This window comes from Sulfuriferula sp. (assembly GCF_054605375.1).
This window is the reverse complement of sequence record NZ_JBTSEG010000012.1, coordinates 38,547-62,791: the sequence shown is the minus strand read 5'-3', so window position 1 is coordinate 62,791 and position 24,245 is coordinate 38,547. Positions and strand designations below refer to the sequence as shown.

Below are 24,245 nucleotides of genomic sequence, written 5' to 3'. Positions count from 1 at the left end.
CCATGAATCCGTCGCTGGAAAGCCTGTCCGTTACCCTGATCACTGCATTGGGCACCAAGCTCGTTCGGCAGCGGGATGCGCTGGGCGAACTGACCATCGAAGTGCGCGCACGCGACCTTACCGAAGTGATGACGACGCTGCGCGACCATGCCGGTCTGCGTTTTGAGCAATTGATCGACCTGTGCGGAATGGATTATTCCGCCTATCGGGAGGGTGCCTGGGAAGGGCAGCGTTATGCCGTGGTGTATCACCTGCTCTCCATCAGCAAGAATCGGCGTGTGCGTGTGCGCGCGTTTGCAAGCGAGGATGATTTCCCGGTAGTGCCTTCCCTGGTCAAGGTATGGCCTGCCGCCAACTGGTTCGAGCGCGAGGCGTTCGACCTGTTCGGAATTGTATTCGACGGTCACCCGGACCTGCGCCGTATTCTGACCGACTATGGATTTGTAGGCCACCCGTTCCGCAAGGATTTTCCGCTGTCCGGCAATGTGGAAATGCGTTACGACCCGGAACAGCAGCGCGTGATTTACCAGCCGGTGAGCATAGACCCGCGCGAGGTAACGCCCCGCATTGTGCGTGAAGAGAACTACGGAGAGCGCGCCTGATGGCTGAAATCAGAAATTACACCATGAACTTCGGGCCGCAGCACCCGGCGGCGCACGGCGTGCTGCGTCTGGTGCTCGAGTTGGATGGCGAGGTGATTGAACGTGCCGATCCGCATATCGGGCTGCTGCATCGCGCTACCGAAAAACTCGCCGAGCACAAGACCTTCATCCAGTCGTTGCCATATATGGATCGCCTGGACTATGTGTCCATGATGAGCAACGAGCACGCTTATGTCATGGCCATCGAAAAGCTGATGGGCATTGCCGTGCCGGAACGTGCGCAATATATCCGCGTGTTGTTCGACGAACTCACCCGCATTCTCAACCACCTGCTGTGGCTGGGCGCGCATGCGCTGGATATCGGCGCAATGACCGTGTTCCTGTATGCATTTCGCGAACGCGAAGATTTGATGGATGTGTACGAAGCCGTGTCGGGCGCGCGTATGCATGCGGCCTATTATCGTCCCGGCGGCGTTTACCGCGATCTGCCCGACACGATGCCGCAGTACCAGGCGTCCAAGATTCACAATGCTGCCGCGATTCGCGACATGAATACCAACCGTCAGGGCTCCGTACTCGACTTCATCGAAGACTTCGCCCGGCGTTTCCCGACCTATGTGGACGAATACGAAACCCTGCTTACCGACAATCGTATCTGGAAGCAGCGTACCGTCGGCATCGGCGTGGTATCTCCGGAACGCGCGCTGGCGCTGGGTTTCAGCGGCCCCATGCTGCGCGGCTCGGGGATAGAGTGGGACCTGCGCAGGAAACAGCCCTACGAAGTCTACGACCGCATGGAATTCGACATCCCGGTGGGGGTGAATGGCGACTGCTACGACCGCTATCTGGTGCGCATGGAAGAAATGCGGCAAAGCAACCGTATCGTCAAGCAATGTGTGGACTGGTTGCGCAAGAATCCCGGCCCGGTGATCACCGACAATCACAAAGTGGCGCCGCCGTCGCGAGTGGACATGAAACAGAACATGGAAGAGTTGATCCATCATTTCAAGCTGTTCACCGAGGGCATGCATGTGCCGGAGGGCGAGGCTTACGCGGCAGTTGAACACCCCAAGGGCGAGTTCGGCATTTATCTGGTGTCAGACGGCGCAAACAAACCTTACCGCCTGAAAATCCGCGCGCCGGGTTACCCGCATCTGGCGGCTCTGGATGAGATGGTACGCGGCCATATGATTGCCGACGTGGTTGCCATTATTGGCACGCAAGACATAGTGTTTGGGGAGATTGACCGATAATGCTGAACCCAGATTCCCTCGCCCGGATTGATTACGAAATTGCCAAATACCCGGCTAATCAGCGCCAGTCCGCGGTCATGTCGGCGCTCCGTATTGCCCAGGTGGAAAAAGGCTGGCTGTCCACCGAAACCATGAATTTTGTTGCTGACTATCTGGGTATGCCGACCATCGCAGTCTATGAAGTGGCGACGTTCTACAACATGTACAACACGGCTCCTGTGGGCCGGCACAAGATCACCCTGTGCACCAACATCTCCTGCGCGCTGATGGGGGCGCCTGAAATTGCCGAGCACTTGAAAGAGAAGCTGGGATGCGGTTTTGGCGAAACTTCCGAAGACAACCGCTTTACCCTGAAAGAGGGTGAATGCATGGGTGCCTGCGGCGATGCGCCGCTGTGCATGATCAACAACCACCGCATGGAAGGCTTTCTCACGCCCGAGAAAGTGGACAGCATCCTCGAAGAGCTGAAATAACATGGTGATCAAAGGCGGCGAAGTCATATTCAATACGGTACATCTTCCTGAGTCATGGAAGCTGTCCACCTATGTGGCCAACGGCGGTTATGCCGCATTGCGCAAAATTCTCAGCGAAAAAACCTCGGCCGAGACCATCATTGCCGAGGTAAAAAAATCGGCCTTGCGCGGTCGTGGCGGTGCAGGCTTCCCAACCGGGTTGAAATGGAGCTTCATGCCGCGCCATTTTGATGGCGACAAATATCTGGTGTGCAATTCCGACGAGGGCGAACCGGGTACATTCAAGGATCGCGACATCATGTTGTTGAACCCGCATGCGCTGATCGAAGGGATGGCGATCGCCGCCTATACCCTGGGTACCAGGCGCGGTTACAACTATATCCACGGCGAAATATGGGAAACCTACGAACGCATGGAAGCAGCGCTTGAAGAAGCAAGGGCAGCCGGCTTCCTGGGCGACAACATTTGTGGCACGGACTTCAGTTTTCACCTGTTCAACCACCATGGCTATGGCGCCTATATTTGCGGCGAGGAAACCGCGCTGCTCGAATCCATCGAGGGCAAGAAGGGTCAGCCGCGTTTCAAGCCGCCGTTTCCGGCCAGTTTCGGCCTGTACGGCAAGCCCACCACGATCAACAACACGGAAACTTTCGCCAGCATCCCCTACATCATTCGAGAAGGGGGGCAGAAATTTCTGGAACTGGGCAAGCCCAATAACGGCGGCACCAAACTCTTCTCGGTATCCGGGCATGTGAATCGCCCCGGAAATTTTGAAGTGCCGATGGGGATGCCTTTTGCCGAGCTGCTGGAAATGGCAGGCGGCATTCGGGATGGACACACCTTCAAGGCCTGCATTCCCGGTGGTTCTTCCACCCCGGTGCTGCCCGCCGAGATCATGATGCAGTGCACCATGGATTACGACTCCATCGCCAAAGCCGGTTCGGCGCTGGGTGCAGGCTCGGTCATTATCATGGACGAGACGGTGTGCATGGTGAAAGCACTGGAACGCTTATCCTATTTTTATTTTGAAGAATCCTGCGGACAGTGCACCCCGTGCCGCGAGGGCACCGGCTGGCTGTATCGGGTGATTCACCGCATCGAGCATGGTCAAGGCAGGCCGGAAGACCTCGATTTGTTGAGCGATGTCGCTCACAACATCGGCGGCCGTACCATCTGCGGTCTGGGAGATGCGGCAGCGATGCCGGTGCAGGCAATGCTCAAACACTATCGCCACGAGTTCGAGCACCATATCGAACATGGCAAATGCATGGTTTAGGTGAAGCAGGTTTAGGTGAAGCAGATGCTAGAGATCGAAATTGACGGCAACAAGATACAGATGACGGCGGGCGGCACCATTATGGAGGCCGCAGCACAGATCGGGATTTATATTCCGCATTTCTGCTATCACAAAAAGCTTTCCATCGCGGCCAATTGCCGCATGTGTCTGGTGCAGGTGGAGAAGGCAGCCAAGCCGCTACCGGCTTGCGCCACACCGGTTACCGATGGAATGAAGGTGTTCACCAAATCCGACTATGCTGTCAAGGCGCAGAAGGGCGTGATGGAATTCCTGCTGATCAACCATCCGCTGGATTGCCCGATTTGCGACCAGGGCGGCGAATGCAGCTTGCAGGATCTGGCAGTTGGCTACGGCGGCAGCAGTTCGCGCTACCAGGAAGCCAAGCGCGTGGTTAAGGAAAAAGATCTGGGTCCGCTGGTTGCCACCGACATGACGCGCTGCATCCACTGCACGCGCTGCGTGCGTTTCGGCCAGGAAATCGCCGGCATCATGGAGATGGGGCAGGTGGGTCGTGGCGAACATTCCGAGATCATGCCGTTCATCAGCAAGACCATCGATTCCGAACTGTCCGGCAACATCATCGACCTGTGCCCGGTGGGCGCGTTGACCAGCAAGCCGTTCCGTTATACCGCGCGCAGCTGGGAGCTGTCGCGGCGCAAATCGGTGAGCCCGCACGATGGCCTGGGCAGCAATCTGATTGTGCAAGTTAAAGATAGCCGCGTAATGCGGGTACTGCCATTGGAAAACGAGGCGGTCAACGAATGCTGGCTGTCCGACAAGGATCGCTTCGCATACGAAGGCCTGAATTCCGAACAGCGCCTTAGCCGTCCGATGCTCAAGCAGGATGGCAAATGGCTGGAAGTGGATTGGCAGACGGCACTGGAATATGTCGCCAACGGCCTCAAGCAGATTCGCGAGCAACATGGTGCCGACAGCATCGGCGCGCTGGCTACGTCGCACCAGACCGTTGAAGAACTCTACCTGCTGCAAAAGCTGATGCGCGGCCTGGGTACCGGTAACGTGGATAGCCGTCTGGCACAGGCCGATTTCAGGCTGGATGCCAGCCTGCAAGGCGCACCCTGGCTGGGCATGGCGGTTGCCGATATCAGCAGGCTGCAGCGGGTACTGGTGATAGGCAGCACGCTGCGCAATGACCATCCCCTGCTCGCGCATCGTTTGCGTCAGGCCGTGAAGCACGGTGCGCAACTCAATCTGGTGAATCCGGTGGACGATGATCTGCTCACCAAGCTTGCCAATAAAGCCATTGTCGCTCCGCAAGCCATGGTCAATACCCTTGCGCAAATTGCGCTGGCATTGGCTGAGACCAGGCAGACCGAATTGCCTGCAGCCATCAAGGCGGTGTTGGCGGATGTCACGGTCGGCGCTGCGGCACGGGCCATCGCTGCCAGCCTCACAGGTGCCGAGCGGCGTGCGGTATTCCTCGGCAATCTGGCGCAGCACCATCCTCAGTATGCCGACCTGCACTCACTGGCCGAAGTAATCGCAGGGCTTGCCGGAGCAAATTTCGGTTGTCTGGGCGAGTCAGCCAATAGCGTGGGCGCTTACATTGCCGGCGCGGTGCCATCCAAATCCGGTCTGAAGGCAGGCATGAATGCGGCCGCCATGATGGCGACACCGCGCAAGGCTTATCTGTTGCTGGGTGCTGAGCCGGAGCTGGATTGCAATGATCCGGCCGCAGCCATGCGCGCATTACAGTCGGCTGACATGGTGGTGGCGATGAGCGCTTACAAACACAGCGCGCTGGAATACGCAGATGTGTTGTTGCCCATTGCACCGTTCAGTGAAACTTCAGGTACTTTCATCAGCACTGAAGGTCGCGTGCAAAGCTTCAACGGCACGGTCAAACCGCTAGGTGAAACGCGCCCGGCATGGAAGGTGTTGCGCGTGCTGGGCACCATGCTTGGCGTAAAAGGTTTCGACTACGATACCAGTGAAGCCGTGCGTCAGGATGCGCTGGGCGGCAGTGGTCTGGCCGCGGGCGCGCTCAATAACCGCTTGTCCGGACCGGTACTGCAATCGGCCGCCATTACCGGCACATTGACTCGCGTGGGCGAAGTGCCCATGTACCAGGCCGATGCGATTGTGCGCCGTGCTGCTTCGCTGCATGGCACGCGCGCCGCAGCATTGCCTAATGCGTCCATGCATTCCGCCTTGCTGGCGCGCCTGGGCCTTGCCGATGGCGCCATGGTGACGGTGCGTCAGGGTGAAGCGCGAGCTGTGGTGCGGGCCCTGGCAGATGACAGACTGCCGGATCAGTGTGTGCGGCTGGCTGCCGCGCACCCGCTGACTGCCACGTTGGGCGCGATGCTGGGTGAAGTCTCCGTGGAGCGTGCATAACATGGAATTCTTGCAAAACCTGTTTGGATTCACCTGGCCAGCAGTATGGTCGCTGGCCAAGATTGTTGCCATTGTCGGCCCGTTGATGATTGCAGTGGCTTACCTCACCTACGCCGAGCGCAAGGTGATCGGTTATATGCAGGTGCGCATCGGCCCCAACCGGGTTGGCTTCAAGGGCCTGCTGCAACCGATCGCCGACGGACTCAAGCTGATGATGAAGGAAATCATCATCCCCAGCGGCTCCAACAAGTTTCTGTTCGTGCTGGCGCCGGTGCTGACGATTGCCCCGGCGCTGGCTGCCTGGGCGGTGATTCCGTTCACCCCGGAACTGGTACTGGCCAACGTGGACGCGGGCCTGCTCTACATCATGGCGATCACTTCCATGGGTGTGTACGGCGTCATCATTGCGGGTTGGGCATCCAACTCAAAATACGCATTCCTCGGCAGCCTGCGTTCCGCCGCGCAAATCGTGTCTTACGAAATCGCCATGGGCTTTGCGCTGGTGGGTGTGTTGATGGCTTCGCAAAGCCTGAATCTGATCGATATCGTGAAGGGACAGGCAGGCGGGGTGTTCAGCTGGTACTGGCTACCGCTGTTCCCGATGTTCATTGTGTACCTGATTGCCGGCGTGGCGGAAACCAACCGCGCCCCGTTTGACGTGGCTGAAGGTGAATCCGAGATCGTGGCCGGCTTTCATGTGGAATATTCCGGCATGGCGTTCGCGGTATTTTTCCTGGCGGAATATGCCAACATGATTTTGATCGCAACGCTGGTTGCGTTGATGTTCCTGGGAGGCTGGAATCCGCTGTTTGACATAGCGCCGTTCACCTGGATCCCGGCCTTCGTCTGGCTGATGCTGAAAGTGGGTTTTGTGCTGTTCCTGTTCCTGTGGTTCCGGGCCACATTTCCGCGCTATCGCTACGATCAGATCATGCGCCTGGGCTGGAAGGTGTTTATTCCAGTCACCCTGATCTGGCTGCTGTTCGTGGGGGGCATGATGCAAACCCGCTACGGTTACCTGTTCCACTAATGTGGAATGATGGAGTAATTTGATGAAAGCGATTAAACACTTCTTTTCGAGCATGTTGCTCACCGAGCTGTTGCGCGGCATGGCCCTGACCGGGCGGCATCTGTTCGCGCGCAAGATTACGGTGCAGTTCCCCGAAGAAAAAACGCCGATGTCGCCGCGCTTTCGTGGCCTGCATGCGTTGCGCCGCTATCCGAATGGCGAGGAACGCTGCATTGCCTGTAAATTGTGCGAAGCGGTATGCCCGGCGCTGGCCATCACCATTGAGTCGGAAAAGCGCGACGACGGCACGCGCCGCACGACGCGCTATGACATCGATCTGACCAAGTGCATTTTCTGCGGTTTCTGTGAAGAATCCTGTCCGGTGGACTCGATTGTGGAAACACACATTCTCGAATACCACGGAGAGAAACGCGGCGATCTCTATTACACCAAGGACATGCTGCTCGCCGTAGGCGACAAGCACGAAGCGCAAATTGCCGCAGCCCGCGCAGCAGATGCGCCATACCGTTAATGCTGTTCAAGAATCGAGTGGATCAGTATGAATTTTGAAACTGCAGTTTTTTACTTTTTCGCGGCGATATTGCTGTTTGCCGGAATGCGCGTCATCACCGCACGCAATCCGGTACACGCGGCGCTGTTCCTGGTGCTGGCATTTTTTACCGCTGCCGGATTATGGCTGATGCTTGAGGCGGAGTTTCTCGCCATCACCCTGGTGCTGGTCTATGTGGGTGCGGTGATGGTGCTGTTCCTGTTCGTGGTGATGATGCTCGATATCAACCTGGACAAGCTGCGCGAAGGTTTCTGGGATTACCTGCCGCTGGCCGGTATTGTGGCGACGCTGATGGTGCTGGAAATGGCCGTCGTGCTGGGTGGCAAACAGTTCGGGCTGAGCGCCGTTCCGGCGCCGCTTGCGCATGCTGCCAATTACAGCAATACCAAGGAACTGGGACGCCTGCTATATACCCAATACGTGTATCCGTTTGAGCTGGCAGCGGTGATTCTGCTGGTGGCGATTGTTGCCGCCATTGCGCTTACCATGCGCCGCCGCAAGCACACCAAATATCAGGATCCGGCGCAGCAGGTAAAAATCAAGCGTGCAGATCGTGTTCGCATGGTTTCCATGGCATCTGAAAAAGCAGTATCGACTGAAAAGATTTCGCAGCCTGAAAAATAATTCGCCAGCGTCATTGCTGGCACCGCAATCATAGGGGGATACCCGTGTTGTCACTTTCGCATTACCTGGTGCTAGGCGCGATATTGTTCGCCATCAGCATATTGGGCATATTTTTGAATCGCAAGAACGTCATCATCCTGCTCATGGCGATCGAACTCATGTTGTTGGCAGTGAACATGAATTTCATCGCTTTTTCGCACTACATGGGCGATACGGCAGGACAAATTTTCGTGTTCTTCATTCTTACCGTGGCAGCGGCGGAATCCGCTATTGGCCTGGCCATTCTGGTGGTGCTGTTCCGTAACCTGCACACCATCAACGTGGACGATCTGGATCATCTGAAAGGCTAACGGGCGCCGAGGCGAACCCGACGGGAAATAACCATGACGGAAATGCAAAAACTTTATCTCCTGGTGCCGATGGCGCCGCTGCTGGGCTCGATTATTACGGGTCTGTTCGGCTGGGCTATCGGCCGTACCTTGTCACATCTGGTCACCATTGCCGGTGTGGCGGTGGCGTGCTGGGTTTCCTGGATAATTTTTCAGGATGTGCAGGCCGGGCATATATTCAACGGTACTGTTTATACCTGGATGACCAGTGGCAACATACGTTTCGAGATCGGTTTCCTGATTGACCCGCTGACCACCATGATGATGCTGGTGGTGACCTTTGTTTCGCTGATGGTGCATATTTACACCATCGGCTACATGAAGGACGATCCGGGATATCAGCGTTTCTTCAGCTACATTTCGTTGTTTACGTTTGCCATGCTGATGCTGGTAATGGCAAATAACTTCCTTCAGCTGTTCTTCGGGTGGGAGGCGGTGGGTCTGGTCTCGTATCTGTTGATTGGCTTCTGGCATACCAAGCCCACGGCGATCTATGCCAACCTGAAAGCTTTTCTGGTCAACCGCGTCGGCGATTTCGGTTTCCTGCTGGGCATCGGCCTGGTGCTGGCCTATTTTGGTACGCTCGATTACGCCTCGGTATTTGCTCAGGCACCGAGTATGGCAAGCCACACGATCAGCATTATCCCGGGACAGGAATGGTCGTTATTGACGTTGATCTGCATCCTGCTGTTTATCGGCGCGATGGGCAAATCGGCGCAGTTCCCGCTGCATGTATGGCTGCCCGATTCGATGGAAGGCCCTACGCCGATTTCCGCACTGATTCACGCAGCCACCATGGTGACGGCGGGCATTTTCATGGTGGCGCGTATGTCACCTTTATTCGAACTGTCGCAGACCGCGCTTTCCGTAGTGATGGTGATCGGCGCGATTACCGCGCTGTTCATGGGTTTCCTGGGTATGATCCAGAACGACATCAAGCGTGTAATAGCATATTCCACCTTGTCCCAGCTTGGTTACATGACAGTCGCACTGGGCGCATCGGCCTATTCTGTAGCCGTGTTTCACTTGATGACACACGCATTTTTCAAGGCGCTGCTGTTCCTGGCAGCCGGTTCGGTCATCATGGGTATGCATCACGACCAGGACATTCGTAACATGGGTGGTTTGCGCAAGTACATGCCGATTACCTGGATTACCTTTCTGGTTGGTTCGCTGGCGCTGATCGGCACGCCATTCCTGTCGGGCTTTTATTCCAAGGACAGTATCATCGAGGCGGTGGGATTATCGCATCTGCCAGGTTCCAGCTTCGCCTATTTCGCCGTCGTGGCGAGCGTATTCGTCACCGCCTTCTATTCGTTCCGGCTGTATTTCCTGGTTTTCCACGGCAAGGAGCGTTTCCCCATGCATGCCGACCACGCACATGGTCACGATGACCACGGTCATGGTCATGGCGGAAAACCGCACGAATCCCCCTGGGTGGTGACCGTGCCATTGATCATGCTGGCCATACCGTCTCTGGTTATCGGGTATTTCACAATTCAGCCGATGTTGTTTGGTGACTATTTCAAGGGTGCTATTTTCATCAATAGCACCTTGCATCCGGCCATGGAAGAACTGGCGCATGAGTTTCACGGCGCGGGTGCCATGGCTTTGCATTCACTGACGTCCTTGCCACTGTGGCTGGCGGTTGCAGGCGTGGCCGTATCCTGGTTCTTCTATATGAAACGTCCGGATATTCCGGCGGCAATCAAACAGCGTTTCAGCCTGATTTACACAATTATGGAAAATAAATACGGCTTTGATATCTTCAACGACTGGTTCTTTGCGGGTGGTGCCCGCAGGCTTGGGAATCTGTTGTGGCGCTATGGTGATGTAAAAGTGATCGATGGTTTTTTCGTCAATGGCGCAGCGCGAGTGGTGGGATGGCTTTCACGGGTGATCCGCAAGTTTCAGTCCGGTTATATTTACCATTACGCCTTTGCGATGATTATTGGCGTATTTGCGCTGCTTACCTGGTTTGTACGTGCCGCCTGATGCATCGGGCGATGAATAAATACAAGAGAATAGGGAATTTATGCTAGCTGGATACCCACTACTGAGTCTGTCCATATGGGTGCCGATCATGGCCGGTGTGCTGGTGCTCGCCACCGGGTCCGATCGCAATGCACCATTGGCGCGCTGGATTGCCTTGCTGGGGGCTGTCCTGGGTTTTGCTGTGACACTGCCGCTCTATACCCAGTTTGACCCGCTCTCGGCCGGCATGCAGTTCACCGAACTGGCACGCTGGATTCCGGCATTCAATATTCACTACCATCTTGGCGTAGACGGCATCGCCATGCCTTTTGTCCTGCTCAATAGTTTCACCACCGTGCTGGTGGTGATCGCTGGCTGGAAAGTCATCCAGGTCAAGACTGCGCAATACATGGCAGCCTTTTTGATCATGTCAGGCCTCATCAACGGGGTGTTCGCGGCGATGGATGCGATGCTGTTCTATGTGTTTTTTGAGGCCATGCTGATCCCCATGTTTCTTATCATCGGGGTGTGGGGCGGGCCAAACCGGGTGTACGCCGCGCTCAAATTCTTCCTGTATACCCTGATGGGCTCGCTGTTGATGCTGGTGGCGTTTATTTACCTGTATTTCCAGTCCGGTGGCAGCTTCGAAATACTTGATTATCAGCGTCTGCCCATCGGCATGACCGCGCAGATACTGATCTTCATTGCGTTCTTCCTGTCGTTCGCGGTAAAAGTACCGATGTGGCCGGTGCATACCTGGCTGCCGGATGCTCACGTCGAAGCGCCGACTGGCGGTTCAGTAGTACTGGCTGCGATTACGCTGAAAATCGGCGCCTATGGTTTTCTGCGCTTCAATCTGCCCATTGCGCCGGATGCCAGTCATTATCTGTCCGGCTTCATTATCACCATTTCATTGATCGCGGTGGTGTATATCAGCTTTGTTGCGCTGGCGCAGAGCGACATGAAAAAGCTGATCGCCTATTCCTCCATCGCGCACATGGGTTTCGTTACCCTGGGTTTTTTCATGTTCGATGCCCTTGGCATGGAAGGCGGGCTGGTGCAGATGGTTTCACACGGCTTTGTTTCGGCGGCGATGTTTCTGTGCGTGGGCGTGATGTACGATCGCCTGCACTCGCGTCAGATCAGCGATTACGGCGGACTGGCCAGGAAAATGCCGATATTTGCCGCGTTCTTCATGCTGTTTGCGATGTCCAATGCCGGCTTGCCCGGCACCAGTGGTTTCATTGGTGAATTCATGGTCATCCTGAGCGCCATCAAGGTGAATTTCTGGTACGCCTTCCTGGCCGCGACCACGCTGATTACCGGTGCGGCTTACACCTTGTGGATGTACAAGCGCGTGGTGTTCGGGAATATCACCAACCCGCACGTTGAAGACTTGCAGGACATCAGCCCACGCGAATTCAGCTTTTTGGCTGTGCTTGCAGTGGCGGTGCTGGCGATGGGTGTCTACCCCAAGCCGGTTACCGATGTCATGCACACCTCGGTGAACAACCTGCTCGCCCATGTGGCGCAGAGCAAACTGCCCTAAGCTGTATTGATAAGGACTACGGATGAATTTTGCACTCACCGATTTGATGCCGTTACTGCCGGAAATCTTTCTGCTGGCGGCTGTTTCTTTCATTCTGATTTTTGACCTGTTTCTCAGCGATGAACAACGTTACATTACGTATATTCTCAGCCTGGCGGCATTGCTGGGCTGCGGCTGGCTGACATTTACCGGTGCAAGTGGCAGTGTGGTGTACGCCATGCATGGCATGTTTGTCAGCGATATGCTGGGCGATGTGCTGAAACTCGTGGTGTATTTCAGCGTGGCGGTGACCATGGTTTACTCGCGCGAATATATCCGGGTGCGCGGCATGTTCCAGGGTGAATTCTTCGTGCTGATGCTGTTCGCCACACTGGGCATGATGGTGATGATTTCCGCCAGTCATTTCCTGACTTTGTACATGGGGCTGGAACTGCTGAGTCTGTCGCTGTATGCGCTGGTTGCGCTGCAGCGTGACTCGGCCGTGGCGGCTGAGGCGGCGATGAAATACTTTGTGCTTGGCGCACTGGCTTCGGGCATGCTGCTGTATGGCATGTCCATGCTGTATGGGGCCACAGGCAGTCTGGAGATCGCCAAGGTCGCTGCGGTATTGCAACAGGGGTTGGGCAGCAATACCGTACTGGTATTCGGTCTAGTATTCGTGGTTGCCGGGCTGGCGTTCAAGTTGGGCGTCGCACCGTTCCATATGTGGATCCCCGATGTATATCAGGGTGCTCCAACAGCGGTGACACTGTTCATTGGTACGGCCAGCAAAATAGCCGCGCTGGGTTTTGTACTGCGTATCCTGGCGCAAGGATTGCAGCCGTTATCACCCGACTGGCAATCCATGCTGGTGATCATGGCAGTATTGTCCATGGCAGTGGGTAATATAGCGGCCATTGCGCAGACTAACTTCAAGCGCATGCTGGCCTATTCAACCATCGCGCACATGGGCTTCCTGCTGCTCGGCTTGCTGGCTGCCGATATCAATGGCTACACCTCGGCCATGTTCTATATGATCAGTTATGTCCTCATGGGGCTGGGCTCCTTCGGCATGATCCTGCTGCTGTCGCGCAAAGGCTTCGAGGCCGAAAACCTGGATGATCTGAAAGGCCTCAATCAGCGTAGCCCGTGGTTTGCGTTCATGCTGCTGCTCTTCATGTTCTCGCTGGCCGGCATTCCGCCTACGATTGGCTTCTATGCCAAATTGTCGGTGTTGCAGGCGGTGATTCATGCCGGTTACACCTGGCTGGCCGTGGCCGCCGTTATTTTTTCACTGATCGGCGCATTTTATTATTTGCGCGTAGTCAAACTCATGTATTTCGACAAGCCGCATGATATGACCCCGATCACGCCGCAAAGTGACATGCGTATATTAATGAGTGCCAATGGTTTGGGGATGCTGGCACTCGGTATCCTGCCGCAACCGCTGATGGCGTTGTGTGCGTATGCAATTGGTAAATCACTATGAATACACCTGTTATTGCCTTGCTGTTGACGGCGCTGGTCGCCGCCAACCTGCCATTTCTGATCGAGCGTATATTTTTCATCGTCCCCGCCAAGGATAAACACAAGGCGCTGGGCTGGCGTTTGATGGAATTGATCATGCTGTATTTTGTGGTGGGTGGCGTGGGTTTCCTGCTGCAGCGTAAACTGGGGCCTGTACAACACCAGAACTGGGAGTTTTATGTGGTCACTGCCTGCCTGTTTCTGGTCATGGCCTATCCCGGATTTGTTTACCGCTACTTGTGGCGGCGTTAACAGAATCAAGCGACGCCTGAATAATCGGGCAGGCTTATTGCTTTAGTAATCCCGTTCCTGGCCGTTATTTGGTTTTACCATCAATAAGCAGACAATAAAGGAGCGCTATGGCTAGGCCGGAAAAGGTTCGACTGGGCGAACTTTTGGTTCAGCAAAAGCTGCTTTCTGAAGAACAACTCCAGTTAGCACTGACCGAGCAGAAGCGTAGCGGGCGCAAGCTCGGTCGTTTTTTTGTCGAAAACGGCTTCGTCACCGAAGACCAGATTTCCGGTGCGCTGGCCAAACAGCTCAACATTCCCTACATCGATCTCAAGTACTACAACTTCAATCCGGATACGGTGCGTTTATTGCCGGAAACGCAGGCGCGGCGTTTTCGCGCCATTGCTCTCGAAGACCACGGCACCGCGCTGCTGTTCGGTATGGCAGATCCCACCGATCTGTTCGCTTATGACGAAATTGCCCGTTTCGTGAAAAGAAATATCGAGCTCGCCGTGGTGAACGAAGGTGAGCTGCTGCAAACCATCGATCGCATTTATCGCAAGACAGAGGAGATCACCGACTTCGCCCGCGAGCTGGAACAGGATCTGGGCGACAGCTATGTGGATTTCGGTACGCTGGGGGCAACCGCCGGGCTCGAAGAGGCGCCGGTGGTCAAGCTGCTGCAATCGGTGTTCGATGATGCGACGCAGGTCAGGGCATCCGACATCCATATCGAGCCGCAGGAAGGCAGCCTGCAGATTCGCTTCCGCATCGACGGTGTGCTGCATTTGCAAACCGAATCCGATATCAAGATTGCCTCGGCACTGGCCCTGCGGCTCAAGTTGATGTCAGGTCTGGATATCTCGGAAAAACGCCTGCCCCAGGATGGCCGGTTTGCCATCAAGGTCAAGCAGCAGCAGATCGACGTGCGTATCTCTACCATGCCTACGCAGTATGGCGAATCAGTGGTCATGCGCCTGCTGAACCAGGGCGGTACGACACTCAAGCTGGATACCATCGGCATGCCCGGCAATATGCTGGAAAAATTTCGCGCCATTCTGCGCCGTCCAAACGGATTGGTGCTGGTGACCGGACCGACCGGAAGCGGAAAAACCACTACGCTGTATGGCGCATTGGCAGAACTGAATACGCTGGAAAGAAAACTGATTACTGTTGAAGACCCGGTCGAGTATCGTCTTCCCGGCATCAACCAGGTGCAGGTCAACGATAAAATCGAGCTCACCTTTTCGCGCGTGCTGCGCTCCGCATTGCGTCAGGATCCGGATGTCGTTCTGGTTGGCGAAATGCGCGACCAGGACACTGCCCAGATCGGTATGCGCGCAGCCATGACCGGCCACCTGGTGTTATCCACACTGCATACCAACGATGCGGCAAGCACGCCGATTCGATTGCTGGATATGGGCGTGCCGCGCTATATGGTTGCCACATCCATTCAGGTCGTATTGGCGCAACGTCTGGTGCGGGTTATTTGCGAGAGCTGTGCCGAGCCTTACCAGCTGAAACCCACCGAGCGTGAATGGCTGAAGGCAGAATTGGGCGATGCGGTCGATAGTCACCGGTTTTTGCATGGGCGTGGCTGCTCGCATTGCAGTGGTACCGGTTACCGTGGCCGCACAGGTGTGTATGAAATGCTGGAAATGACGGAGGCCGTGGCCGATGCCGCCAACCATCAGGACCACGCACACTTCATGAAGGCAGCGCAGGCGCAAATGGCCGGTCAGACGTTGCGCAGGCATGCTGTGGCACTGGCCGGCGCAGGGAGAAGTACCGTTTCCGAAGCCATGCGCATCAGCAATCAGTTCGACGATTAAACATGCCATTTTTCGCCTATAAAGCCCGCAATGCACATGGTGAACTGGTAAAGGGGGTGCTGGAAAGCCCGGATAGCAGTGCCGTGGCAGAGCAGCTTTTCAATACCGGCATCACCCCGCTCGAAATCGCGGAGACCAAAAAACCGGCCTTGCGTAGCGAAGGTGGATGGTGGGAGCGTTTGACCGAAGAAAAAATTCGCCCCATCGATGTCCAGTTATTTAGCCGCCAGCTGTATACCCTGCTCAAGGCCGGCGTGCCCATCATGCGCGGACTGGCAGGCCTGCAGGAATCCGCCATCAACAAATCGTTTGGACGCGTGCTGGGCGATATCCGCGAATCACTGGATTCAGGCCGCGAGCTTTCTGCCGCCATGCGCCGTCATACGGACGTGTTCTCGCCTTTTTATCTGAGCATGGTACGCGTCGGTGAAATGACCGGACGTCTGGAAGAAATATTCCTGCGCTTGTTCGATCATCTGGAATTCGAGCGCTTGATGAGCGAGCGGGTACGTTCAGCCTTGCGTTACCCGATGTTCGTGGTGATCGCCATGGCGGTGGCGATTACCGTGATCAACCTGTTCGTGATTCCGGCATTTGCCAAGGTGTACGCCGGGTTCAATGCCGAGCTGCCGCTGATGACGCAGATACTCATCGGCTTTTCCAATTTCATGGTCAAGTACTGGCCCTTGATGCTCTTGATGCTGATTGGGGCCGGATTTGCATTCAAGTCTTATATCGCTACGGTCAATGGCCGCTACCGCTGGGACAAACTCAAGCTGCGCTTCCCGATTGTAGGCAAGATACTGCTGAAAGGCGCGCTGGCGCGTTTCGCGCGCAGTTTCGCGCTGGCCAGCAAGAGCGGTGTGCCCATCGTGCAGGGCCTGAATGTGGTGGCGCAAACAGTCGACAACGCCTATATCGCCAGCCGGGTCACCCAGATGCGCGATGGTATCGAGCGGGGCGAAAGCATCCTGCGCACCGCCGTCACGGCCGGCGTGTTTACGCCGGTGGTATTGCAAATGGTGGCCGTGGGCGAAGAAACCGGCGAGCTCGACAGCCTGATGGAAGAAATTGCCGAAATGTACGAGCGCGAGGTGGATTACGAGCTCAAAACCCTGTCGTCGCAAATTGAACCCATCCTGATCGTGGGCCTGGGTATCATCGTTCTGATCCTGGCCCTGGGCGTATTCCTGCCGATCTGGGACCTCGGCAAGGTCGCGCTGCATAAATGAAAACCGTACGGCGTGGCATATTCTGCCGCCCCGCGTCAGTTGTTTTGGTTATGAAAAGGCAGGCCGGTTTCACCCTGTTCGAACTGCTGGGCATCATTTTGCTGGTCAGCGTGTTGTCTCTGCTGCTCTATGATCGATTTCTGGGTTATCAGGCACTGGCAGAAAAAACTTCCATGGAGATGACTGTCATCAACATGCGTAGCGGACTGCGCTGGCAAGTGGCGGAACTGATGATAGAGGGAAAAGCCGACAAAATGGCTGGTCTGCTAAATGAAAACCCCATAAAATGGCTCGCGGCACCACCACCTAATTATATCGGGGCATTTCAAAACCCGGAACAGCACGCAATTCCCCGCAATGCTTGGTATTTTGATACGCGGCGACACGAGCTAATCTATAAGCCAGGTCGCAATGGTATTTTTACCACGGACCCTGCCCACGCAGCGGCGCTTCGTTTCCGGGTTGCCGGGATGGTAAGCCCCCCTGCTAGCGCAGGCTCCGTGGCCAAAGTACAAGGGGTCACCCTGATCAAGGTAGTTCCGCAGAATGAACACTAATTATTGGCATGGTTTGTGCTGATCGGTAACCACGAAATTATTTCACCGCTATTTGAATGGCGGGACACGGAGGGCAGAAAAATGAGTAAAAGCAATCGCGGTTTTACCTTAATCGAGCTGGTCGTCGTCATCGCCATTATCGGGATTCTGGCGGCGACGGCGTTGCCGCGCTACATCAACCTGCAGACCCAGGCGCGTATCGCCAAGGCACAGGCGATTTACGGATCGATCAGAGCGGCTTCCGCACTGGCTCGCGCCAGTTGCATGGTGGATCTGGCCACGAATGCTGCTCCTACGTGTACAGCCACCGCGGGTACGGCCAACATGGATGGTCTCAACATTAATATGGTCAACCAATATCCGGCGGCAACGACAGCGGGCATTATTGCGGCGGCCCAATTGGATGCGACTAACGATGCGGTAACCATTACGCCGGGCGCTACTGCTACCAATCCGATAGTGGTCACGATCAACGGCGCCACCACGCCGGCTAGTTGCAGTATTTCCTATACCGCTGCAACCACAGGCCCGGTGGCTCCTATCATTACCCCGGCGACTGGTGGCTGTTAATAAACATGATTTATCCGCAGGCACGTTAATTGCTCAGTTGTATTCAGGAACATTTTTATTCAAAAATTGAAGGAGTTGAATGATGCGTAAAGTACAGGCAGGTTTCACCTTGATCGAACTGGTGGTAGTGATCGTGATTTTGGGGATTCTCTCAGCAGTGGCGCTGCCAAAATTTATCAATATGAGTGCTGATGCAAATGCTGCGGCTCTTCAGGGGGTGGTTGGCGCGATAGCTTCAGCCAGTGCTATCAATTATGCCGCGCGTAGCGCAAATAGCGCAAACGCACAAACTACGGCCACTGTCGGACTTACTTGCAGCACGGCTGCTACTGCAATACTGCAAGATGGTATTCCTAACGGATATACGCTGAATGCGACCACGTTGGTAGCAGGTAACAATAGCTGCACGGTGACCCAAACTAATGGTGGCGCTACTGCAACTGTAAACATTATCGGTATTTAATGTAGGGAACGGGGGATAGATTCGCAAGAATTTATCCCCCGTATGTGGTGGGCGAAGATTCGGAAGTGCAAGTTTATCCTGTGCATATTTCGCTGCGTATAGCACGCGTAGGGCGCAATAGCGTAGCGTATTGCGCCGCATGGGAGCTATACACAAATACTCTCACCAAAGTACCGGCGCATTATGCCCTTAGGGCTAATGCGCCCTACACGTTTTAGCTGGTCAACGCTTTCTCCGGGACAGGCAGCGATGGGATTGATGGGCTGATATGCTGATGCAACTTAAATCATTGCCCCGGCAAACCGGTCTCCGTATGTCCGTCAAATCAGTTTCCGGTTTTACCCTCATCGAGCTCATTGTAGTCATGGTCATCATCGGCATACTCGCCGTGGCGGCCATCCCGCGTTTTTTTGATCGCCAAACTTTTGACAGCCGCGGGTTCAATGATGAGACGTTGGCCGCATTGCGCTATGCCCAGAAAGCCGCGATTGCCCAGCGCCGCACGGTGTGCGTGGCCTTCAGTCCAAGCACCGTTATTCTCACCATGGCTTCGTTCCCGGATTCATCGACTTGCGACCGGGATTTGGCTGGGCCGACTGGCACCAGCCCTTTCAAGATCACAGCGCGCGGTAGTGTGGCTTTTGCCGCTACACCGACCAATTTCCAGTTTAATGCGCTCGGGCAGGCCATTTCGCCACCGTCATCCATACAGGTGGCCGGTGCAACGGGTAGCATTTTTATCGAGCAGGACACCGGTTATGTTCACCCCTAACCGTACCCGGCAGGCAGGTTTATCGCTGATCGAACTGGTGATGTTCATCATCATCGTCGGCGTCGCGGTGGCGGGGGTATTGTCGGTGATGAATATCACCACGCAGCATAGTGCCGACCCGATGGTGCGCAAGCAGGCGCTGGCGATAGCCGAGGCCTTGCTGGAAGAGATCGAGTTGCAGCCGTTTACCTACTGCTTTCCCACTGATCCGCTGGCGCTGACCGCGAGCAGTGCGAGTGGCTGTACCGGTGGTGTAGGTGGCTCGGAGGATACGCTGCCAGCAACGGCGCGGGTAAACAGCCCGCGCAATGCCAACAACGTATCCGATTACACGAACTTCTCCATGTCACCCATTGTGGATATTACCGGTAGTCCGATTACCGGGCTGGGTGCCTACACGGCAAGTGTCAGTATCACACAGGTGGGCTCCAGCTTTCCTTCCGTGACCAATCCTAACGACGTGTTGAAAATCGATGTACGGGTGGTTTCCGGCAACACGGATATCTCTCTTACCGGCTATCGTTTCCGCTATGCGCCGAATGCGGTGCCATGACGAAATGATGACAGCCATGACCAAAACCCAACGCGGATTCACCCTGATCGAGGCGATAATCGTGATCACCATCACCGGCATCATCGCCGGGATGGTGGCGGTGTTCATCCGCGCGCCGGTGCAGGGCTATTTCGACTCGGCGCGGCGTGCCGAACTGACCGATATTACGGATACGGCCCAGCGCCGCATCTCGCGCGACCTGCATCTGGCGTTGCCGAACAGCGTGCGCGTGAGCGGAGGCAATTATCTGGAGTTTCTGCAAACCAGCGGCGGCGGGCGTTATCGCGCCGCGGTGGATAATAGCGGCGGCGGCAATGTGCTGGATTTCACCCAGCCTACGACGACCTTTGATGTGCTGGGCCCGCCGGTGGCCAAGGTGCCAGGCGAAATGAACCTGGTCGCTGTGTATAACCTGGGTATACCGGGTGCAGACGCCTATCAACAACCTGCCGTCAATACCAGCCCGATGACCGCCGGAGGCAATACGGTCACGATCAATTCCTTCCAGTTTCCGTTCGCTTCACCCGCCAATCGTTTCCAGATTATTTCCTACCCGGTCTCCTACGTCTGCGCCGGAGTGGGGACGGACGCCAGTGGCAACGGCACCGGGACGCTCACCCGTTACTGGAATTATTCCATCCAGACCAGTCAGCCCACCAGCTTTCCTTCCGGTACGCCGAGTGCGTTGCTAGCCAAGAATGTAAGCGGGTGCAACTTTACCTACGATCCGCAGGTGATTACCCAGCGTGCGGGTCTGGTTTCGGCCTGGCTGCAGGTCACCCAAAGCAACGAAAGCGTGAGCTTGTATTACGAGGTGCATGTCAGCAATGTTCCCTGAGCGCAATATATCGAACGTCATCCAGCGTGCCGGACAAGCCCAGCGCGGCTTTGCCATCGTGGCGGCAATTTTTCTGGTGGTCGTGCTGGCAGCACTGGGTGCATTCATGCTGACTTTCTCCAGTGTGCAGCACATTACTTCTGCTCAGGATGTGCAAGGCACGCGCGCCTATCAGGCAGCGCGTACCGGTATCGAGTGGGGCGCCTATCAAGCGCTGCGCAATTCAACTTGTTCACCCAGCACAACGTTAACAGCTGGCGGGACGCAGGCCGGGTTCAGTATCGTAGTGCAGTGCAATTCGTTCCCTTCCACTACGGAAGGCGGCAACACGGTGAACATGTATCAGATCATTTCCACCGCAAGCCAGGGGACGCTGGGCAGCGCAACTTATGTGGAACGGCAATTGCAAGCAACGCTGGGTAAATAACCATGCAGGCAATCACTAACAAAATGAAGGACAGATTTTTCCGCATGCTTCACACCATGCCGAGGCCGGGGACAGTTCGTGCCTGCCTGCTCGGGATATTGATGGTTCTGATGCCGGTTGTGGCCTCTGCTGCCTGGTTTAATGCTGCCTGGAATTATCGTGTGCCGATCAATGTGCCCGCCGGGGCCAGCGTCAACAGCACCATCAAGGTGGATGTGGATTTCAATGCCCTGCTGACGACGCTGGGCGTCGCGGGTACGTTCGATGTCAACTCACCCCGCATAACACGTGCGGACGGCATAACGCTGAGCGCCACGCAGGAATTTACCGATACAGTGTATGCCGGTGCCACCGATGCGACAGGCAATGGCCGTGGCGAAGTACGCTTCATTTTGCAGGATGCGGGGCCGGCGACGTATTACCTGTATTTCGATATCGTGGCCAATGGCCTGAAGGCGGCGAATCCGCAACCACCTATCAACGGAAATTTTGAAGTGGGTGCGACGGGTACTGCCACACCGGCTGGCTGGTCGGCTTCGACACGTTCAAATAACGGCATGGATATCCAGATGCGCCCGGCAGAGACGGTGGGCGTGTCCGACCCGAATGGCAGCCCGAGTCCATTCAATACCGACGGTAATCCCAATACAGGCCAGTATTCCTATTTGATGGGCTATCGCTCCAATGCGGATAGTGGCGGTAGCGCCACGCTAACCAGGAGCTTTACCGTGCCTGCGACCAATCCTGGTACCTTCAATATTCAGCTCAAGCCCGAAGGGTGGGACAGCGCCGTCAATGGCAATACATCCTATTATGATTTTATCCGCGTGCGCTTGCTTAATCCGTCCAATTCGGCGGTGTTGCTGGATATAGCTGGCCCTCAGTTAAACAATTATTCCACTTGCCCGTTCGGCCCTAACTACAGTACCAATTCAGCTTCGAATAAAAATCCGGGCTATGGCTATTACAACGATTGGGATAACGGCACCAAATCCGACAATCACACTTTGGGCATGAGCGCCGTTTACGACCGCAGGCAGGAGCCCTGGACGCTTTGTTCGGCGAGTTTGAGTTCGGTAGCAGGAAAAGCGGTTACGCTGGAAATCAGGGTCGACAATTTCAACCAATATAAAAGCTGGTTTCTGGTTGACGATGTGGAATGGAGCGTGGTCCCCGCCACGCTGGGCACGCCGGAAAGCGGTGCTGTGCCACCGCCGGGCGGGTTCAATGCCTACGACACCGCGACCGTGGCGGGCGCAACCACCGGCTTCATCCAGACCAAGATAGCCGGTTCCCCGTTCAATCTTGATCTGATCGCGCTCAATACTGCCAAAAACGCCATCCTGACCACGTTCACCGGCGTAGTAAAAGTGGAACTGCTGAATAGCAGCGCGGGCGGCGCGCTGGATGCGAACGGCTGTAATGCGGCCTGGCCAACAATACAAACCCTGGCTTCGAATCCGGTTTTTGCGCTAACCGACAATGGGCGCAAGACGGTCTCTTTTCAGGAAAACAACGCCTGGCGCAACGTGAGGGTACGCATTACTTATCCGGCTACCGGCACCCCCACGGCGGTGGGCTGCTCAACCGACAACTTCGCCATTCGTCCGGCCAGTTTTTCCGGCTTCAGCGTGACCGACGCCAACTGGCAGAGTGCCGGTACCACTCGTAGTCTGAATAATATGGGTGCAACTGGCGGGAATGTGCATAAAGCCGGACAACCATTTAGCCTGACTGCGACGGCGATCAATGCACTTGCGACACCGGGAGTGACCGCTAATTACACGGGTATTCCGTCGGCCAATCTGACCGCCTGCTCCGGCTCGGGTTGTACAACCAGTTTCGGCATCTTCACGGTGGGGGGGGCTGCCGCCGTAGGTGGTGTTTTCAGCTCATCAAGTGCTGGTTACACCGAAGCAGGCGCATTTACCCTGCAATTGCAGGACATGACTTTTGCCAGTGTCGATGCGGGAGATGGCACGTCGGCCAGTTGCGCCGGGTTGTACATATGTTCCAGCCCGCTTGTCGTAGGCCGTTTTGTCCCCGATCATTTCAGTGTAACGACAGGCAATACGCCTGCGTTCCTGACCTTCAACGATGCTACCTGCACCTCACGCTCCTTTACCTATATTGGCCAGGGCTTTGGTTACAAGACACCGCCGCAGGCCTTGATCACCGCCCAGAACACCGCGGGTGCCACGACACAGAACTACAGCGGCAGCCTGTGGCGTCCGACGGCTGCCTACACCTACACCAGTCCGTCAGGGACGCTGGATACCGGCCTGACGACCCTGCCGACGGTGACATCCAGCAATAACGGTACCGGCAGCGAAAACGTCAACGGCACTGACCTGCTCGCCTATGTGCGTAGCCTGACCACACCGCAGGCACCTTTCAACGCCAATATTTCGCTGAATCTGAGTGTCAGCGACACTAGCGAAGCATTGGTAACAGGAAACGGCACCATCAGCACGACAACCCCCGCCGTATTCAATGGCGCGGGAAGCGGTATTGCTTTCGATTCCGGCAACCTGTTCCGCTATGGAAGGTTGAGGCTCAGCAACGCATTTGGTTCGGAATTGCTGGATTTGCCGATTCCCGTCGAAGCGCAATACTGGAATGGAAATGTGTTTGTCACCAATACGGCAGACAGTTGCACGACCATCACTGCCACCAACATTGCCATGGGTAATTATTTGACGAACCTGAGTCCCTGCAAGACAGCCATTTCTGTGAGCGGCCGTCTGAGTAGTGGGAAAAGCGGCAATCTGAAATTGGTGAAACCGGGCGCAGGTAATAATGGCAGTGTAGACCTTACCGTGAACCTGGGTGCGACTGCCACCGGATTGACATGCGTGGCGCCATTGCCGACCACCCAACAGCCTGTCACGGCAGCCAATCAATCGTATCTGCAAGGCAAATGGTCAGGCACAAACTATAACCAGAACCCGCTGGGACGCGCGACATTCGGTGTGTATAAAAACGCGAATGAATTTATTTATATGCGGGAAATGTATTAAACCTGGCAAGCTGCGCGTCATTGAGAATGCTGGTTAAAGCAAAGCGTAGAAATGACGATTTGGATAAACTGAAACAGAAAAAGACAAAAGCCAATTGACAACAATGGCTTATTGATTTAATTTCAAGTGAATTTTACAAATGGCT

General features: G+C 55.6%; 23 protein-coding genes. All 23 read left to right on the top strand.

Features of this window, described 5'->3' with window-relative positions; translation table 11 throughout:
• The first annotated feature begins 2 nt into the window (after positions 1–2).
• On the top strand, positions 3–602 hold the full coding sequence (locus ACYCZJ_RS08715) for an NADH-quinone oxidoreductase subunit C (RefSeq protein WP_461553841.1): 600 nt from the start codon (positions 3–5) through the stop codon (positions 600–602).
• Complete coding sequence (locus tag ACYCZJ_RS08710; protein WP_461553840.1) at positions 602–1,855, top strand: NADH-quinone oxidoreductase subunit D; 1,254 nt, start codon at positions 602–604, stop codon at positions 1,853–1,855. The genes ACYCZJ_RS08715 and ACYCZJ_RS08710 overlap by 1 nt, the downstream gene beginning before the upstream one ends.
• Complete coding sequence (gene nuoE / locus ACYCZJ_RS08705) at positions 1,855–2,328, top strand: NADH-quinone oxidoreductase subunit NuoE (protein ID WP_461553839.1); 474 nt, start codon at positions 1,855–1,857, stop codon at positions 2,326–2,328. The genes ACYCZJ_RS08710 and nuoE overlap by 1 nt, the downstream gene beginning before the upstream one ends.
• A gap of 1 nt (position 2,329) precedes the next feature.
• Positions 2,330–3,604, top strand: a complete 1,275-nt coding sequence (gene nuoF / locus ACYCZJ_RS08700; RefSeq protein WP_461553838.1) for an NADH-quinone oxidoreductase subunit NuoF — start codon at positions 2,330–2,332, stop codon at positions 3,602–3,604.
• Positions 3,605–3,628: 24 nt separating this feature from the next.
• Positions 3,629–5,983: an NADH-quinone oxidoreductase subunit NuoG gene (gene nuoG / locus ACYCZJ_RS08695; protein WP_461553866.1), complete on the top strand. Its 2,355-nt coding sequence runs from the start codon at positions 3,629–3,631 to the stop codon at positions 5,981–5,983.
• Position 5,984: 1 nt separating this feature from the next.
• Positions 5,985–7,013: an NADH-quinone oxidoreductase subunit NuoH gene (gene nuoH / locus ACYCZJ_RS08690; protein WP_461553837.1), complete on the top strand. Its 1,029-nt coding sequence runs from the start codon at positions 5,985–5,987 to the stop codon at positions 7,011–7,013.
• Positions 7,014–7,035: 22 nt separating this feature from the next.
• Positions 7,036–7,524, top strand: coding sequence for an NADH-quinone oxidoreductase subunit NuoI (gene nuoI / locus ACYCZJ_RS08685; RefSeq protein ID WP_461553836.1), 489 nt, complete (start codon positions 7,036–7,038; stop codon positions 7,522–7,524).
• A 27-nt stretch (positions 7,525–7,551) separates the two neighbouring features.
• Positions 7,552–8,187, top strand: a complete 636-nt coding sequence (locus ACYCZJ_RS08680) for an NADH-quinone oxidoreductase subunit J (protein ID WP_461553835.1) — start codon at positions 7,552–7,554, stop codon at positions 8,185–8,187.
• A gap of 44 nt (positions 8,188–8,231) precedes the next feature.
• Complete coding sequence (nuoK, locus tag ACYCZJ_RS08675) at positions 8,232–8,537, top strand: NADH-quinone oxidoreductase subunit NuoK (protein ID WP_124703479.1); 306 nt, start codon at positions 8,232–8,234, stop codon at positions 8,535–8,537.
• A gap of 33 nt (positions 8,538–8,570) precedes the next feature.
• Entirely contained in the window at positions 8,571–10,571 is a 2,001-nt protein-coding gene (nuoL, locus tag ACYCZJ_RS08670) for an NADH-quinone oxidoreductase subunit L (protein WP_461553834.1), read from the top strand.
• Positions 10,572–10,611: 40 nt separating this feature from the next.
• Positions 10,612–12,099 (top strand): NADH-quinone oxidoreductase subunit M, encoded by a 1,488-nt coding sequence (locus ACYCZJ_RS08665; RefSeq protein WP_461553833.1) that lies wholly within the window; start codon positions 10,612–10,614, stop codon positions 12,097–12,099.
• Positions 12,100–12,121: 22 nt separating this feature from the next.
• Positions 12,122–13,567 carry an NADH-quinone oxidoreductase subunit NuoN gene (gene nuoN, locus ACYCZJ_RS08660; RefSeq protein ID WP_461553832.1) on the top strand — a complete coding sequence of 482 codons (1,446 nt, stop codon included), beginning with the start codon at positions 12,122–12,124 and terminating at the stop codon, positions 13,565–13,567.
• Positions 13,564–13,857, top strand: coding sequence for a DUF2818 family protein (locus ACYCZJ_RS08655; protein WP_461553831.1), 294 nt, complete (start codon positions 13,564–13,566; stop codon positions 13,855–13,857). Before nuoN ends, ACYCZJ_RS08655 begins: the two co-directional genes overlap by 4 nt.
• 107 nt (positions 13,858–13,964) lie before the next feature.
• Positions 13,965–15,668: a GspE/PulE family protein gene (locus tag ACYCZJ_RS08650; RefSeq protein WP_461553830.1), complete on the top strand. Its 1,704-nt coding sequence runs from the start codon at positions 13,965–13,967 to the stop codon at positions 15,666–15,668.
• A 2-nt stretch (positions 15,669–15,670) separates the two neighbouring features.
• Positions 15,671–16,900, top strand: coding sequence for a type II secretion system F family protein (locus tag ACYCZJ_RS08645; RefSeq protein WP_461553829.1), 1,230 nt, complete (start codon positions 15,671–15,673; stop codon positions 16,898–16,900).
• Complete coding sequence (locus tag ACYCZJ_RS08640) at positions 16,897–17,457, top strand: prepilin-type N-terminal cleavage/methylation domain-containing protein (protein ID WP_461553828.1); 561 nt, start codon at positions 16,897–16,899, stop codon at positions 17,455–17,457. The genes ACYCZJ_RS08645 and ACYCZJ_RS08640 overlap by 4 nt, the downstream gene beginning before the upstream one ends.
• An 81-nt stretch (positions 17,458–17,538) precedes the next feature.
• A complete protein-coding gene (locus ACYCZJ_RS08635; protein ID WP_461553827.1) occupies positions 17,539–18,027 on the top strand; it encodes a type IV pilin protein in 489 nt (162 codons plus the stop codon).
• 79 nt (positions 18,028–18,106) lie between these two features.
• On the top strand, positions 18,107–18,490 hold the full coding sequence (locus ACYCZJ_RS08630) for a type IV pilin protein (protein WP_461553826.1): 384 nt from the start codon (positions 18,107–18,109) through the stop codon (positions 18,488–18,490).
• A gap of 313 nt (positions 18,491–18,803) precedes the next feature.
• Positions 18,804–19,262 (top strand): prepilin-type N-terminal cleavage/methylation domain-containing protein, encoded by a 459-nt coding sequence (locus tag ACYCZJ_RS08625; protein ID WP_461553825.1) that lies wholly within the window; start codon positions 18,804–18,806, stop codon positions 19,260–19,262.
• On the top strand, positions 19,249–19,815 hold the full coding sequence (locus ACYCZJ_RS08620; protein ID WP_461553824.1) for a type II secretion system protein: 567 nt from the start codon (positions 19,249–19,251) through the stop codon (positions 19,813–19,815). Before ACYCZJ_RS08625 ends, ACYCZJ_RS08620 begins: the two co-directional genes overlap by 14 nt.
• Positions 19,816–19,831: 16 nt before the next feature.
• Complete coding sequence (locus ACYCZJ_RS08615; protein ID WP_461553823.1) at positions 19,832–20,653, top strand: prepilin-type N-terminal cleavage/methylation domain-containing protein; 822 nt, start codon at positions 19,832–19,834, stop codon at positions 20,651–20,653.
• Entirely contained in the window at positions 20,634–21,080 is a 447-nt protein-coding gene (locus ACYCZJ_RS08610) for a hypothetical protein (RefSeq protein WP_461553822.1), read from the top strand. Before ACYCZJ_RS08615 ends, ACYCZJ_RS08610 begins: the two co-directional genes overlap by 20 nt.
• A 44-nt stretch (positions 21,081–21,124) precedes the next feature.
• The gene (locus ACYCZJ_RS08605; RefSeq protein ID WP_461553821.1) at positions 21,125–24,100 is read left to right on the top strand and encodes a DUF6701 domain-containing protein; all 2,976 of its coding nucleotides are present in this window, start codon (positions 21,125–21,127) and stop codon (positions 24,098–24,100) included.
• Positions 24,101–24,245: the final 145 nt, after the last annotated feature.